Genomic DNA, 14,919 nt, shown 5'->3' with positions numbered 1-14,919 from the left:
AAATAGTATAGAAGCTAGCATTTGTCAATGGACAAAAAAAGTACATTCAAGAACTAGACTACATGCTTTTTACCTCCCTAATGTACATTGGACACATACAAATAGATTAATTCTGTCCATGAATGGTGCCTGACACCGTAAGACTTCCTACTACAAAAGTAATAAGTGACAATGAAATAGGTAAAACAACGGTATGCATGCCCAATACGTTGGGGGCGAAACGGTCAAAAAGAATATAAGAACTCATTCCAACAATCATGGATGATATTGCCCCATATTTATTCCCTTTGCTCCAATAGAGCCCCAAAATAATAGGCCAAATAAATACCGATTCTAATCCTCCAAAAGAAAATAGATTTAACCAGACTAATAAATCAGGCGGATTAAGCGCCAATAGAAAAACAGCTACTCCAATAATGGTGGTTACCCACAAGCTCATTTTTTTAATTTGGTTCTCTACTGCATGGGGTCGAATAAAGTTTAAATAAATATCTTTCACAACCGATGAACTGACTAAAATTAATAAAGAAGAAACGGTAGACATAATCGCAGCCATTGGGGCTGATAAAACGAACCCTGCAAGTATTGATGGTAGCACCTCCAATGTCAGCGTTGGCATGACTTTATCTCCAATCTCAACTCCTGGGATAATCGTGTGAGCCAACACTCCAATAAAATGCATGCCAAACATGATGGATCCAATTACGAACGTTCCAATCACAATGGCTCGATGCATTGATCTTGAATTTTTGTAAGACATAGCCCTAACAGAAACCTGTGGCAATCCAACAACCCCGACACCTACTAAAATCCAAAAAGTAGATATATAAAGTGGAGTTAACTCTTGATCCGCTCCAAATGGAGAGACTAGATTAGGATTCTCGACTACCAATTCTGTCATGATTGCCTGTAAACCTCCACCAGCGACAATGGTTGCAGTTAGTAAAATAATTGTCCCTATTAACATGATGATCCCTTGAAACGTATCTGTTAATACAACTGCTCTAAAACCTCCGATAATTACATATATGGATACTGAAACAGCAAAGATAATAAGTGAAGTTTGATAGGGTAAACCTGTTAAAGATTCAATTAATCTTCCTCCACCAACCCACTGAGCAATCATGGAAGAGAATAGAAAAATAATAATACTAATAGCTGCAATAAAGACAATCACTTGACTCTGATAACGATCCTTTAAAAAATCGATCACCGTGATATAGTTATTTTTCCTTGCTATAATGGCAAACTTTTTCCCTAATACCATTAACACAAAATAACCTGCTGGAAGCTGTGCCATTGACAGAAGCACCCAACCGAGCCCAGTCTTATAGGCTACCCCGGGTCCGCCGATAAAACTACTTGCACTCCCATATGTAGCAATCATCGTCATCGCCAACACAAAACCGCCTAGCTCTCTTCCTCCAAGAAAATATTCTTGTAAGAAACTGTTCGACGATTTGACATAGCGATTCGCCCACATGCCAATCATAAAAAAAATAATTAAAAATGCGAATAATGGTAGAATAACAGCTATATTCATTGCCTACTCCCATCTTCCTCTTCAAAAGAAACCTCTTTAAAAAGGAATTTCACACTTAAAGTGACAAGGATGAACATAATGATCGAACCAACCACACAACTATAAAAAAACCACTCTGGCATACCTATAATATATCGATACTTCGCAGGGTCCCCAGATCCCAGTCCATAAGCAAAGCCATACCACCACAGAAAATTAATCATGACTAAAATAACTCCAATAATGGCTTCCTTATGAGCAATCTTAAACCTCTTATCTTTCATTTTCCCCCTCCTGATCTCCACATTTTAGGTTCCTTAAAACTCTATTCTCAAATAGATAGAAGACAAACAACTACCCTATTATAGTATTTCACTTTCTAAGAAAAGTATTTGCCTAGTCCTAATCAAATCATTAGCCCCTATACTTTTTAAGCAAATCATTTTGTCCTTTTACATACTTTACATAAAAACCCCTGTTTGTGGAAAGCTATATAAAAATTGTAGGGGAATTTGACTATGAGAAAACAGTTAATAAACACTTTGCTTAAGAAACTGAGTAAGAATCCACAATTCAATGAACAGTCCTCCGCACAGGACATTGAACTAAAGAAACAACCATTAAGCAGACAGTTCGAACAGAACTTAGAGACCTTTAAAAGGATTTATAGTTTTCCACAAAGTATCGATGTCAAAATTCGCGAATTAACACTCCGCTCCCAAAATCGCCGTGCTTTTATTATTTATTTAAGTACGATGGCAAATGCAACAGATATTCAGCAAGGAATTACAGAAAAATTAATTCAAAACGAAGATCAACATCAGAGCATTCCAGATATCGTTTCACACCCGTTCTATAAGACAGCCACTGTTATTGAGGACATACTACAAGAGATTAATCATGGAAATACAGCACTTATTGTAGAAGGAGATAGACAATGCTATTTATTTGAAACGACTAATATTGAAGGTCGGGGGATTGAAAAATCAGAAAATGAAGTCATTGTAAAAGGACCCAAGGAATCTTTTAACGAAAAAGTCATCACCAATATTGCCTTAATCCGTAAAAAGATAAAAAATGAAAACCTGATCGTTGAAGCACAGGTTATTTCAAAACGATCAAGAGACGATCTGTTTCTCGTTTATGAAAAAGATCTCGTTAATATTGAACTGCTTCAAACCATTAAAGATAAATTAGCTTCCCTTGATGTTGCTACGATTCCAAGTATAAGCATCTTAGAACAACATATCGAGGAAAGACCAAGATCCCTATTCCCAACTGTCTTATATACAGAGCGGCCTGATCGGGCGGCCTCTTACATCGAAGAAGGTCACATAATTCTTTTAATGGAAAACTCACCAGGTTGCCTTGTCCTTCCTGCTACCTTTTGGGCATTGATCCATTCACCAGAAGATCATTATCTGCGTACACCCTACGGGAATTTCATTCGGATTCTACGGTTAATGGCATTGTTTGTCTCCCTTTTTACATCTGCTTTTTATCTTGCCGTTACAAACTTTCATGTAGGGATGATCCCTCCTGATTTGTTAATGGCCATTACTGGGTCAAGGGAACGAGTCCCTTTTCCATCTTTAATTGAAATCTTAATTATGGAAATTGCCTTTGAACTTATTCGAGAAGCGGGTTTACGAGTGCCTTCCCCCATTGGTCCAACCATTGGGATTGTCGGTGCATTAATTTTAGGACAAGCCGCTGTTCAAGCCAATATCATTAGTCCAATTATTATCATCGTCATCGCTTTAAGCGGTTTAAGCTCTTTTATTATCAGTGATGTGAGCATGAATTTTGCCATTCGCTTAACCCGTTTCTTGTTTATTTTTTCAGCTAGCTTTATCGGCATTTATGGAATCACCGCTTTATTTATTGCCGGACTCTTTTATTTAGTTTCATTAAAATCATTTGGCACTCCTTACTTTGCACCCATGACGCCGCACTTCTTCTCATCGAAAGACTTGATTATTCGACATGTCCCAATGAAAGAAAGATTTCGGCCTGGGTATTTAAAACCAAAAGATATGGCTAAACAAGGAAAGGGATAGAATATATGAAACAGCAACCTGGAAAACTTGGTATTCGTGAATATGTAGCCATCGCTATTTTCATGGTTGGTGCGAAAGCAACTGAAGATACACCAGCGCTACTGTATAAAGAAGGACAAAGTGCCGCTTGGATGATCCCCATCCTAGCAGGCGGAATCTTTTTTGTAGCACTCTTTTTATTAGTAAAGACCATGTCTTTATTTCAAAACAAAAATCTCTTTGCCGTTATTCAACAAGTACTTGGAAAATACGTAGGTTTTCTTATTTGCCTTCTTATACTCGTCATTAACTCCTTTGCCCTTTCTTTTGATACAAGAACATATACAAATATTATTAGGACGTATTATTTTACAACGACACCTAATCTAATCATCTATGCCCTCTTAATGTTTATTTGTGCATATGGTGCGAAAAAAGGCATCCAGCATGTCGGGTCCGTTTCCTATATTGTCATTTACTATGCAGTGACTTCCTTTTTTATTGTTTTATTCCTAAGTCTTCAACATAGCTATCTTCAAGCCATATTTCCTATTTGGGGGCCTGGAAAACTTGAAGTTTTAAAGCAAAGCACACAAAACCTAACACTTTTTGCAAGTTTTTTTATATTAACTATGCTAATCCCATACATGACATCCATGAAACAATTTCAAAAAGGCACCTGGATTGCCTTTGTTTTCGTCAGCCTACATATTAGTTTGGCTCTTTTGACTTTCATTGGCTTATTTGATACATCCTTAAAAGGAATTGGTTTTCCATTCCATGTTACCATTCGTTTTATTTCATTTGGAACATTTATGGCAAATATCGAAACCCTATTTTTCCCCATTTGGATTATGGCGGCTTTTATTCGTTTCGCAGCATTTTTGTACATAAATGCACTTATGTTCGGTCACTTATTTAAAATTAAGGATTTTGAATTCTTGATCCCATCACTTGCAACCGTTTATTTATTGATCGGAACCCTTCCTGAAACACCAATTGACGTCATGATGAGATTTAAACCCATTATTACAAATGGAGCTGGTCCTACGTTTGCCATTATATCGATTATGTTATGGTTGGTCGCACTGTTAAAAGGAGAATTTAAACATGCAAAAAACAAAAATAGTATGTAAATTATTGTTGTTTCTAGTCATTTTAGGTTCATTGACAGGCTGTTGGGATCGTGAAGAACTTGAAGATAATGCGTATGTGATCGCACTAGGGATCGATCGTTCTAAACAAGAAGGTAAAATCAAAGTCACAATGTTAATTGCCAATCCTGAAGTCGGAACTGTCCAAGGCGGTGGTGGTTCAAGGGAAAGTCCTCGAACAGTCGTTACATTTGATGCGAATGATTTCTTAACCGCTAAAGGTACGGCTAATTCGATCGTCTCTCGTGATATTAGTTATGACCTACTAAAGACTTTTGTTATTTCCGAAGAATTTGCAAAAGATCCAAATTTTCTTTCTACGATATACGACGCCTCAAAGGATAGAGAAATTCGTCATGATAGTTATTTAGCAGTATCGAAAGAAAAGGCAAGCGATTATTTACTAAATAATAAGCCAAAAATGGAAACAAGGCCACATAAGTTCTTTCAATTTATGATCGATCATTCCATTGAAAATGGGTTTGTTCCAGATTCTACTCTCTTTCGTTTTTTAAAAACGGTAGAGAGAGGAACAGACCTCTTTTTGGCGATGTATACATCAGCCGAAAAAGAAAAGAATCCTGAGATTAAAGGGGAAGATGAATACCTTGCAGGACAGTTACATGCATCAGGTGAGCTTAACGATACACAATTTATTGGTTCGGCTGTCTTCAAGAATGGCGTAATGATTGATAAACTGACCGGACAAGAGACGCGCATCGTCAATATTCTTGATAACACAACGGACATCGACGAAATATTGGTGAATATACCTGATCCTTTTTCAGACAAACAGCAACAGCTGGCAGTTAGAATACTGAAAACAGAGAATACTAAAGTCAAAATGAATGTAAAGGGAGAAAAGCCAAAAATTACGATCACAATCCCTTTAAAAATTCAAGTCATGACAAACCCGTCAATGGTCAACTTTTCAACTAAGAAGAATCAGCAAATCCTAAAAAAACAAATAATTAAAGATACCAAATCCCTGAGCGAAGAGCTTTTAAGAAAATCACAAACCGAATTAAAGGGTTCTCCATACCCTTTATCCACCTATGCCCGAAAGTATTTTGGAACCATTCAAGAATACGAAAAATTCAATTGGGTAAAATCGTTTCCTGAAGCAGACATTATCGTACAACCAGAAATTGAAATAGTTGACTACAAGCAAGTTAAAAAACCTAAGAAAATGGGGGATTGAGTTGTTAAATCTATTTATCATCGTTACTCTGTTCAGTATAACGATTTATACCTTTGGCTTTGCCATCACCTTGTGGAAGGAGAAACAGAAAGGCGGAGCATTTGCTGTTCTTTGTCTAGTATCGTTAATTGTCGTACTCCCTTTCTTTACGATTTTTAAAAGCTGAACTAACAACGGGGCTGTCCCAAAAGTAAAGGTGTCAGACACCACCATACACGATCTAGTATCAATAGATTGAACATGATTCTAGTTGAATGCCATTTTGTGGATGTTAGATACCTTATAGGACAGCTCCGTTTCTTCTAAATACCAAAGTCTAGTTCATAAGTCCTCTTACTCACTTGTCATATAGCTAACAGACTCTAAGCACAATAACCACTAGTAAACGGACAAACAAAGCCACATTCCAAAAACAATAAAATGAATATTTCACACTATAAAAAGTAATTTATCCCTATTAGTATGGTATTATTTACTTATAAGAAATTGCAGGATGGGAGTGGCTATCAATGTTTTTTAAAAAACAAAAGCAATCAGCATGGGAAATAGAAAGAGGCATTGGAAAAATAGATATTTCTGAAGGTAGTATTGTTGAAAGACAGATGAAAATGATAGGGCTTACAACAGAAGACCTTGACATCATCCATGCCTTACAGCCATTTGTAAGCGAAAAGCTTGAATTTATTACAAATCAATTTTACAGAAACCTCGAAAATGAACCATTACTTCTTACAATTATTAATGATAATAGTTCAATAGACCGATTGAGAAAGACACTACAACAACATATCCTTGAAATGTTTTCGGGTATAATTGATGAGGAATTTCTTAAAACAAGAAAAAGAATTGCTTATATCCATGTTAAAATTGGACTTCCTACCAAATGGTATATGGTAGCATTTCAAGACTTACTCCTTTCTATTATTACGATTATTGAGAAGAATTTAAGCACTAAAGAGGATTGCCTTGTAGCCATCAAAGCTGCTACGAAAATATTGAATTTTGAACAACAATTAGTATTAGAGGCATATGAGGAAGAAGTGAATCGAATAAATGAGATGGCAGAAGAGGAAAAAAGAACCCTCAGAGAGCACGTTGCTAGTGCTTCACAAAATCTGGCAGCCATTTCAGAAGAAACAGATGCTTCATTTCAACATTTATGTGCACAATCAAATGAAATTGTTTCCCTTGCAAATACAGGTTCAGAGCTATCCACATTAGCGGAAGAGCGCGCTTCAAAAGGAAAAGAGCAATTACATAAACAAGCTATCAATTTATCCAATATCCATTCTTCTGTTAATGATATATCGAATGATGTTCAAGTTTTATTAGATATTTCAAAACAAACACAGGAGATTGTCGAAATTGTCACAGGTATTGCGGATCAAACCAATTTACTCTCTTTAAATGCGGCCATTGAGGCGGCAAGAGCTGGTGAACATGGTCGTGGTTTCTCTATTGTAGCTGATGAGGTGAGAAAACTATCTGAAGAAACGAAGAAGTCTGTCACAAATGTCTCTTCTCTTACCATCAATACCAATACCCAAATTGAAAAACTTGAGCATTCCCTTGAAATGATAAAATCAGCCGTCAATAATGAAAACAATAGTATGGAAGAAACTGAAAAGTACTTTCAACAAATTCTCGTTACATTGGATGATGCCAAACTTCAAAATCAAAAAATTGAACAGGAACTTGTCTCATTTTTAAATAGAACAAATGAGTTAGGGTCATCCTTTAGAGAAGTCGCTACTTCAGCGACAGATCTGACGATGATTTCACAGGATATTCAATAATTCTTTAGACTATTTTAATTTATTGAATCATTTAATCCTCTTTTCATACTAGTGGAAATTTAAAAAGTTCATAGAGGGGTAATCCATATGTTATCCCTCTTACTCTATTTCTTATTTTTCAATCCATTTTATTGAATGGCCAAAGTAATCCAGCTGAAATGAAGTCCGAAAACGGACGTATAAGAAGCTACTGCCAACACAGTAATCCCCTTAGCAAAGTGAGATTGCGGGACTATTTTAAAGATAATAAATAGATAAAGAAATAGTGATAGAGAAATCTTTATCAAAATAAACAGAATAGGATTGATTTCATATACTTTGTCCATAAGTGGATTCAGCTCAGAAATAATGGAGATCTCTAAGCCCCAAAAAGTAACAAAAGCGTCTACAAGATTTAACTTCATTCAGCAGAAGTCCTCCACTTCTGTAAGTGGGGGATGAATGCAAAAAGCTCTCTGATTCAGTGGGGGTTCAAACCCCGACTGAATGAAGTTAAGCCTCCGGCGGATGCCTCGGATTTTTTAAAGGTAATTGATCGAGCGAGCTCGATAAAAATCCGGGCGCAAATTCGGCGGGGCGAATTTGATTAATGATAGATAATGGAATAAGTATTTCGATGGACTTCCTCCTCGATAAATTCCCTTATTAAGAACGAAAAATCCATATGGATCCCTTGAAATTTTGAATTATTAATCTAATTATACTCTATAAATCGTTCTTTTTAAAGAATGTTTTTTGCAGAAAATGATTACTTTTAACAGATTATTTTCTAGAGGATAGACTTTACCCATTTCACCACTGCATGTATCGAATGGTTCACCGTATCAAAGTTCAAAAATTGATAATCAATAAAATCTGCATATTTCCTTAAGCTTCTACCCAGGCGACCTTTTTTCTCATCATAGCTTAAGAAGGTGGAATCTTTTTTAAACGGAAATGACTTTATTTTTTCCAAAAAAGGACATTCTTGATAAACAACAGATAAGGTGCGGATCATTCTTTTCAGTGTCTTATGTGAAGTAGCGTCTTCCACGAGTCTTTCGTAATCAACTTCTTCACCATATCTATAAATCAATTGAATAATATCAAGATAATGCTTGAGTGAATCCAAATTATGCCTCCAGCTATGAAGACAAATCATATAAAAGGTATGATAGAGTGACAACTCTCTCACATGAATATATGATTCAACCACTTGTGAATCATTCCAAAGTTCTTGAATATCCAACGTAGAGGTGTTATTCGGCAATATGTCCCAATGTAGTTCTACTGTAAGTGGAATCTCTGAGTTTGGTAAAACCTTACTGCAACTTGAGTGAAAATGTTCCTCAATCTCCTCTCCCACAACTTGAAAACCAAGTTCTTGAACACATGCAATTGCACGTTGAAGGTCTTTCTTTTTAATAAGTACATCAATATCAGAGGTACTCCGTGCTCCTACATGTCCAAAATACTTTTCAGCAAATATAACTCCTTTTAACGGAATAACAGTAATCTCCAACTCTTCAAACTGATGGAGAATCTCCCTTGTTTGTTGTTTAATAAATAAGTTTTGATAGAATATTTCCTTGAATTCCGCCTTTAACTTCTCTCGAAAAAATAGTGGAGTTTCCTCTAATCTTCCTTGATGTTGTAAAATAGCATAAACTTGAGGTCCAATTTCAAGAAAATCGGCATCTAAGAGCCATTTTTCATATAAATGAATGTCTGTTGGCATGATTAGCTCAAGATCATATAAAAATGGCAGAAACTTAATGCTCAAAAACATACTCTCCTTTTCCTATACTCCAACTATTTTATTCATCTGCTCACTCCGAATAAATGTTGAATCATTCAATTTCTGATACAAGCCCTTTTTCATCATTAGCTCTTCATGTCTACCCATCTGCACCACTTTCCCACCGTCAATGACCACAATTAAGTCGGCATTTTGAATGGTTGACAGTCTATGGGCAATCACAAGAGTGGTTCTATTTTGCATCAACGCATCAAGTGCATGTTTCACATGATATTCTGTTTCACCATCAAGGGCTGACGTTGCTTCGTCCAGTAATAAAATAGGTGCATCTTTCAAAATGGCACGTGCAATCGCAAGTCGCTGTTTCTGCCCCCCTGATAGTTTTACACCCCGCTCACCAATCTGTGTGTCATACCCATTTGGCAATGACATGATAAAATCATGAATATGAGCCGATCGACAAGCTTCCATCATCTTTTCTTCTTGAATATCTGGCCGTGCGATCGCTAAATTTTCGCGAAAGGTTCCGCCAAATAGAAAGGTTTCTTGTGGAACATGAGCAATGGCACTTCTTAAGTCTGAAAAAGATAACTCTTCAATAGACGTACCATTGATCCGTATTCTTCCTGTCTGTGGTTGGTAAAATCCTTGTAATAGATGAAACAATGTGCTCTTTCCAGCACCGCTAGGACCGACAAAGGCGATGATTTGGCCGGCGGGGATATGTAAATCAAACTGATCAAACACATTTTTCTTGCCATCATATGAAAAGGTTAATTTTTCAAACTGAATAGAATGTACTTGTTTAATCGCTGGAGAGAACGATGGTAATTCATTTGAAGTAACTGGTTTTTCCAATAAATCAATAATTCTTTCAATTGCAGCGACCGATCGTTGAATACTTGCCCATTGACTCGCCATACCTGTAAGCGGAGACACAAGATAACCCACTAGGTTCGTAAACGTTAATAAACTACCTACTGTCATTGTCTTTTCGGACACAAAATAGGCTCCAAGGCAAAGACTGAACAAAAAAACAATCGAATTTAACAAATAGCCAGCAGAAGAGTACCAGCCTTGCAACTTTGCGTTCTTCAGTTCCATATGAAAATATTCTTTATTTTTACGAGAAAAGGTCCGACAGATCGTTTTCTCAAGCGTGAATGAACGAATCACTTGAAAGCCCTGAAAAGTTTCATTCAAGGTGTGGTTTATATCTGCCATTATTTCATGTATTTCACGGCCACTTTTCTTCAATAACCAACCAAATAACGCCCCACCTATAACCGCACAAGGAGCAATTAACAATGTAATCAAGCATAGAATCCAATTAATTTGTACCAAATAAATAAGAACAGCGATATAGGTAATTGGCAGGCGAATAATATTCATTAAGCTTGAACCAGCGAGTCCATCCACACTATGAATATCATTTGTAAAGTAGGATAAAAGATCACCTGAACGTAAACTAGCTGTCGTCCCGGCTGGCAATCGTAATATATGCTGAAACAAATAATCCTTTAAATCCCATTTTAAACCATGGGAGGCAATCGTCTCAACATAAATACCGAAAAAATTTGTCACAATGCTAGTGATCGTCAGTCCAATACCAATAGGAACAAGCTGTTTCAACCGATCAAAATTACTATGGATTGCAGCATCTGTTAAGTTACCGAAAAACCAGGCAAAGCCTAACATAAAAAAGATATCTGCTACCATTAAAATAAACAAGATGAAATAAACCTTCCATTGTTTTAAAATAAATGGCTTTAATAAAACAAAGGTTTTCTTCATATCATTCATCTTAAAATATGACTTCACCATCTGATCCCATTGTTGTTTTAACCTCATCGGCATATAGGACAACTCCAATAAAAATACTATTTAATCTTTCACATAGAAATGGATAACTAATTATTTACTCGTTTTTACCCAGTGTTGAAACGATTGACGCCAATTAAGATATTTCCTAAGTAGACCGGATAGAACAGGAAATGTCAAAATCAACCTTCCCCAAATCCTTACAGAAAAATTGTTAACCCCAATTGTTGCAGGATACTTTTCAATGATCATTAGCTTCCCAATTAATTGATCCGCTTGAACAGGCAAGTCAAACCCTAAGTTCGTATCCCCTTTGAAAACAAAATGTAAAACGCTTCTAATATCCTTTCTATAGTAAAAACGATGCGCCACCAATTGCCCAGTTTGAGAATAAAATAAAATGATCTGTCCCTTTTTTAAACGGGATGGATCACATACCTCAAATCGACAAAGGTCATCTTGTCGAATAAACGGAAACATACTATCTCCCACCGCAGGTAATTGAATGAACCCATCCCTTTTAAGTGCATTTTTTAAAAGTTTGATCGTTTCTTTATCAAACACTAGCATAGTCAACCAATCCACATTCGATTAAATTCTCCAAGAAAGCAACTATGTCTTCCTCCACATCCTTTAATTCTATTAAAGCGAATTTTCTGGCTACTGCTTTACTTAATGACTGAACGGACTGTGCTTCCCCAAGCAATGACCAGCAAAAACCGCCTGTTTCATTTAACCTGGTTATCGTGTAGTTATCTGTATTTAAGACAATCCACTCACCATCAAAGCTAGTAGTCTCATAATTTTTTTTGCGAATGTACTGATCCATTATGAAATCAACTCCCAGAAGGTATCATCTTTTTTAAAATAGAGCTCATAAGTCGGAACTTCATCAACAAGTGTTCTTAATAAGTGCAAAATGGTTTTTGTTTCCTCCGGACTGTAACCCCAATAGAATACTTTATCCATTAATTGGATTAGGGCATCTGGCTTGCGAATTTTCATTCGATTATTTTGGGGTGAGTGATGTAAAAGCTGGATACTAGCTAATGGAACACAGGCTTTTTTTTCACTTGACATCAGCTCGCTACGAAATGGAGAATCATGAACAATGATTGCTTTTGACGTAATTTGGATAAGTGTGGCTTCATCGGAAAGGAGCGGTCTTGGTTCTGATAAACGAGCTGCCGTTGACTTGCCTGCTCCAGACTGTCCCGCAAAAATATGGGCTCTCTCCTCTTCTATTACACAGGAGGAGTGAATGAGCAAACCCCAATTGTGATAAACAATGAATGCACTATATAAATTGGTCATCGCATGTTTTAAGGCAAAATCATCATGGGCAAAAATGGTAGCGTTACGATAATCAGTATCGGCTTCAATCAAATAATCGGCACGGTGATAAAAGATTTTTCCAGCTTCTTTCGTAATATCAACATGATAGTCAACAAAGGGGACCCCGTATCCTTGTTTGATGGTTAGATACATGTCGGGATTGAGTTGGTCTACTTCAATTAATTGATAGCTCCGTTGAATGAAATCAATAAAACTTTTAGAGTCGATAGACATTTGGATTTGGTGAGTACCAATCTTTGTTTGTATTTTCTTCATTTTGATCACCTTGGGTAATTGCAAAATTTGTTGAGAGGACCAATAGTATAAACCCCATTGACCCTCAATTTTTAATAATTAACGCCTTCAATTTCCATTGCCGGGTGCACCAGCTCCACCCGGTGTAGGATTAGGATTAGTAGCTGGCCAGTTTTTTCCATCGTCACCTGTACCATAGTGATCCAGATTCCCTTTTCCAGGATTCCAACTTTGAGCTGTTTCAAAGCGAATCGGTTGATGGGACAAAACTTGTGGCCGTGTGTAAACAATTGCATCATTAACAGTATTCAACTTAGCTCCTCCTCTATTGTTCATTATAAAGAACGAAAAAAGCAAATTTTTTTCGTGAACAACCGGAAATTTAATACTTATGCTTAAATTATAATATACCATCGGTTCTTTTAAAAGAACTTTATGCGTGTTTTAATATTAAAATTTGTTTTAAATAAGCTAGTTATCTACCTAAAACTGGGGTCCTGACACCTATAGCTACGTTTTAATGCTATGTATTAGAATAATTTGTTTTAAATGAATGAGTCAAATTGTTTATTCTACTCCTCCACAAAAGAATCAATGCGCTTCCACCAATTTTTGCAAGATGAGACTTTATACACATCGGCTTATACCCTGAATATTTCTTACGGAAGAGGTCATCTTGCCTATTTTAGATAAAAAGGAGAAAGTTGTCTGTTTAAAAAACAACCTTCTCTTTTTCTGCGAATTATGTATAAGTTATTATTTTGACAGGTCTAGTCTTCCAATTATCTGAATGGTTCCTAGCACCCGATTTCTTTAAACCTTTGCCTCGCGCAAAATGTTCATAAGCATTTCACGGTTTGGATAATCAGATTCTCTAAATTGATTGATCACCTGTTCTACATCGTACCCAACCCTGACAATAGAAGTTTGGAAGCTATTTTCATTAATATCAAGAATCATATAGGACGCTTTATTCAAACCGTCAAACGGCAAACCGACACTTCCAATGTTAATAACACATTTTCCACCCATGTAGCGAATATACGGCTTGTGTATATGAGCATAAACATATACATCTGCATTAGTATCCATCATTTTTTCCACAAGAGATTCTTCACTTTCATTTGGTAGGACCACATCAAATAAACTAGTTGGCGTGGCATGGAAGGCGTGTATCTTAAGTCCATCAAACTCCAGTTTCAATTCAGTTGGCAAATTTTTTAGATAGTCTATACTCTCATGATCTAAATGGGAAACAATCCATTCACGTTCTTTATTCATCATCTCTAAAGCAGGATCTGGCACCTCGCCTTGTTGAACACCACGAACTACCCATTCATCGGCATTTCCTTTGATAACATCTGTCTGTAAGGCCTGAACGAGTTCAAGTGATCGTTTCGGCTCTAGCCCTCGATAGCATAGATCACCGAGAACAAAAGTTTTATCAACGTTTCTTTCCTGAATATCTTGTAAAACGGCATCTAGAGCCGTCGCATTGCCATGAATGTCCGAAATAAATGCTAATTTCATAAAGAATTCCCTCCCCAATATGATCGAAACCTTTTTTATCCTTTTGAATTTGTTTCCATCATTAAACTTATTTATTCATACTTTATTATATTCTGAAAAAGGACACATCATTATAGTAACTTTTTAACCGTTGTTCAGCAATTATTGTATCCTTATATGAATGAAATAATAGCCGTTATCACCTAGTCCCTCCAAAGTAGACATGATCAAGTAATAGAGTGAACGAAAAAAACTAGCCCGTTTAAAATGTGGCTAGTCTGTACTTTGAGGATAACTTGTTGTGCTAAACTGCGTTGATGTTCCTCTTTTTCTTTTTAGTGCTCTACTAATTAAGTAATGGTCTGGATGTACGATAATGAGTTTCCTTGTTTTTACTGTACAGAAAATCCCGAATTTCTTGAACAGTCAGTCCCAAGTTTTTTGCCTCCACTATTAATAGTTTCCACTCTAAATCCAGACTATTCCTCGTTCCCATTACCTTCCATCACCCTTCGCAAGTTAGCTTTCCACCCATGTTTTCCCTTTGAT

At 36.4% G+C, this 14,919-nt stretch carries 16 protein-coding genes and 1 pseudogene; 6 read left to right on the top strand and 11 right to left on the bottom strand.

The annotated features are described in order from the left end of the window. Positions 1-106 precede the first annotated feature (106 nt). The gene (gene panF / locus JMM81_RS20405; protein WP_256243389.1) at positions 107-1,543 is read right to left on the bottom strand and encodes a sodium/pantothenate symporter; all 1,437 of its coding nucleotides are present in this window, start codon (positions 1,541-1,543) and stop codon (positions 107-109) included. Next, positions 1,540-1,806 (bottom strand): YhdT family protein, encoded by a 267-nt coding sequence (locus JMM81_RS20400; protein ID WP_256243388.1) that lies wholly within the window; start codon positions 1,804-1,806, stop codon positions 1,540-1,542. Before JMM81_RS20400 ends, panF begins: the two co-directional genes overlap by 4 nt. Before the next feature lie 234 nt (positions 1,807-2,040). Between JMM81_RS20400 and JMM81_RS20395 the strand changes: the two genes are divergently transcribed. From JMM81_RS20395 to JMM81_RS23200, 6 genes and pseudogenes are all read left to right on the top strand, one after another. Beyond that, positions 2,041-3,582 (top strand): spore germination protein, encoded by a 1,542-nt coding sequence (locus tag JMM81_RS20395; protein ID WP_256243387.1) that lies wholly within the window; start codon positions 2,041-2,043, stop codon positions 3,580-3,582. A gap of 5 nt (positions 3,583-3,587) precedes the next feature. Continuing rightward, positions 3,588-4,697: a GerAB/ArcD/ProY family transporter gene (locus JMM81_RS20390; RefSeq protein ID WP_256243386.1), complete on the top strand. Its 1,110-nt coding sequence runs from the start codon at positions 3,588-3,590 to the stop codon at positions 4,695-4,697. After that, the gene (locus JMM81_RS20385) at positions 4,672-5,916 is read left to right on the top strand and encodes a Ger(x)C family spore germination protein (RefSeq protein ID WP_256243385.1); all 1,245 of its coding nucleotides are present in this window, start codon (positions 4,672-4,674) and stop codon (positions 5,914-5,916) included. Before JMM81_RS20390 ends, JMM81_RS20385 begins: the two co-directional genes overlap by 26 nt. Before the next feature lies 1 nt (position 5,917). Then, a complete protein-coding gene (locus tag JMM81_RS20380; RefSeq protein WP_256243384.1) occupies positions 5,918-6,082 on the top strand; it encodes a hypothetical protein in 165 nt (54 codons plus the stop codon). A gap of 343 nt (positions 6,083-6,425) precedes the next feature. Further along, positions 6,426-6,944: pseudogene (locus JMM81_RS23205) on the top strand (protoglobin domain-containing protein); the annotation flags it as partial. Between the two features lie 30 nt (positions 6,945-6,974). Beyond that, complete coding sequence (locus tag JMM81_RS23200) at positions 6,975-7,712, top strand: methyl-accepting chemotaxis protein (protein WP_375162424.1); 738 nt, start codon at positions 6,975-6,977, stop codon at positions 7,710-7,712. 128 nt (positions 7,713-7,840) lie between these two features. Here JMM81_RS23200 and JMM81_RS20370 read toward each other — a convergent pair whose 3' ends face one another. The 9 genes from JMM81_RS20370 to JMM81_RS20330 form a co-directional block, all read right to left on the bottom strand. Then, positions 7,841-8,116 (bottom strand): DUF5658 family protein, encoded by a 276-nt coding sequence (locus JMM81_RS20370; protein WP_256243382.1) that lies wholly within the window; start codon positions 8,114-8,116, stop codon positions 7,841-7,843. 365 nt (positions 8,117-8,481) lie between these two features. Next, positions 8,482-9,474 (bottom strand): nucleotidyltransferase family protein, encoded by a 993-nt coding sequence (locus JMM81_RS20365; RefSeq protein ID WP_256243381.1) that lies wholly within the window; start codon positions 9,472-9,474, stop codon positions 8,482-8,484. Positions 9,475-9,492: 18 nt separating this feature from the next. Next, positions 9,493-11,307 (bottom strand): ABC transporter ATP-binding protein, encoded by a 1,815-nt coding sequence (locus tag JMM81_RS20360; protein WP_256243380.1) that lies wholly within the window; start codon positions 11,305-11,307, stop codon positions 9,493-9,495. 57 nt (positions 11,308-11,364) lie between these two features. Continuing rightward, complete coding sequence (locus JMM81_RS20355) at positions 11,365-11,856, bottom strand: S24/S26 family peptidase (protein WP_256243379.1); 492 nt, start codon at positions 11,854-11,856, stop codon at positions 11,365-11,367. Then, a complete protein-coding gene (locus JMM81_RS20350; protein WP_256243378.1) occupies positions 11,828-12,100 on the bottom strand; it encodes a PqqD family protein in 273 nt (90 codons plus the stop codon). The genes JMM81_RS20355 and JMM81_RS20350 overlap by 29 nt, the downstream gene beginning before the upstream one ends. Beyond that, complete coding sequence (locus JMM81_RS20345; protein ID WP_256243377.1) at positions 12,100-12,882, bottom strand: hypothetical protein; 783 nt, start codon at positions 12,880-12,882, stop codon at positions 12,100-12,102. Before JMM81_RS20345 ends, JMM81_RS20350 begins: the two co-directional genes overlap by 1 nt. Before the next feature lie 87 nt (positions 12,883-12,969). Then, positions 12,970-13,173: a hypothetical protein gene (locus tag JMM81_RS20340; RefSeq protein WP_256243376.1), complete on the bottom strand. Its 204-nt coding sequence runs from the start codon at positions 13,171-13,173 to the stop codon at positions 12,970-12,972. A 501-nt stretch (positions 13,174-13,674) separates the two neighbouring features. Continuing rightward, positions 13,675-14,391, bottom strand: a complete 717-nt coding sequence (locus JMM81_RS20335) for a metallophosphoesterase family protein (RefSeq protein ID WP_256243375.1) — start codon at positions 14,389-14,391, stop codon at positions 13,675-13,677. A gap of 325 nt (positions 14,392-14,716) precedes the next feature. Continuing rightward, complete coding sequence (locus JMM81_RS20330; RefSeq protein WP_256243374.1) at positions 14,717-14,866, bottom strand: anti-repressor SinI family protein; 150 nt, start codon at positions 14,864-14,866, stop codon at positions 14,717-14,719. Between the last annotated feature and the right edge of the window lie 53 nt (positions 14,867-14,919).

It is taken from the genome of Bacillus sp. V3B, assembly GCF_024494465.1.
In the GTDB taxonomy this organism is placed as follows: domain Bacteria; phylum Bacillota; class Bacilli; order Bacillales; family Cytobacillaceae; genus Bacillus_BD.
This window is presented reverse-complemented; position numbering and strand designations above follow the sequence as displayed.

Excerpts from the sequence above, each read along its gene's own strand:
- panF (WP_256243389.1), bottom strand. The coding sequence starts at position 1,543 with ATGAATATAGCTGTTATTCTACCATTATTCGCATTTTTAATTATTTTT.
- JMM81_RS20400 (WP_256243388.1), bottom strand. The coding sequence starts at position 1,806 with ATGAAAGATAAGAGGTTTAAGATTGCTCATAAGGAAGCCATTATTGGA.
- JMM81_RS20395 (WP_256243387.1), top strand. The coding sequence starts at position 2,041 with ATGAGAAAACAGTTAATAAACACTTTGCTTAAGAAACTGAGTAAGAAT.
- JMM81_RS20390 (WP_256243386.1), top strand. The coding sequence starts at position 3,588 with ATGAAACAGCAACCTGGAAAACTTGGTATTCGTGAATATGTAGCCATC.
- JMM81_RS20385 (WP_256243385.1), top strand. The coding sequence starts at position 4,672 with ATGCAAAAAACAAAAATAGTATGTAAATTATTGTTGTTTCTAGTCATT.
- JMM81_RS23200 (WP_375162424.1), top strand. The coding sequence starts at position 6,975 with ATGGCAGAAGAGGAAAAAAGAACCCTCAGAGAGCACGTTGCTAGTGCT.
- JMM81_RS20370 (WP_256243382.1), bottom strand. The coding sequence starts at position 8,116 with ATGAAGTTAAATCTTGTAGACGCTTTTGTTACTTTTTGGGGCTTAGAG.
- JMM81_RS20360 (WP_256243380.1), bottom strand. The coding sequence starts at position 11,307 with ATGCCGATGAGGTTAAAACAACAATGGGATCAGATGGTGAAGTCATAT.
- JMM81_RS20350 (WP_256243378.1), bottom strand. The coding sequence starts at position 12,100 with ATGGATCAGTACATTCGCAAAAAAAATTATGAGACTACTAGCTTTGAT.
- JMM81_RS20345 (WP_256243377.1), bottom strand. The coding sequence starts at position 12,882 with ATGAAGAAAATACAAACAAAGATTGGTACTCACCAAATCCAAATGTCT.
- JMM81_RS20335 (WP_256243375.1), bottom strand. The coding sequence starts at position 14,391 with ATGAAATTAGCATTTATTTCGGACATTCATGGCAATGCGACGGCTCTA.
- JMM81_RS20330 (WP_256243374.1), bottom strand. The coding sequence starts at position 14,866 with ATGGGAACGAGGAATAGTCTGGATTTAGAGTGGAAACTATTAATAGTG.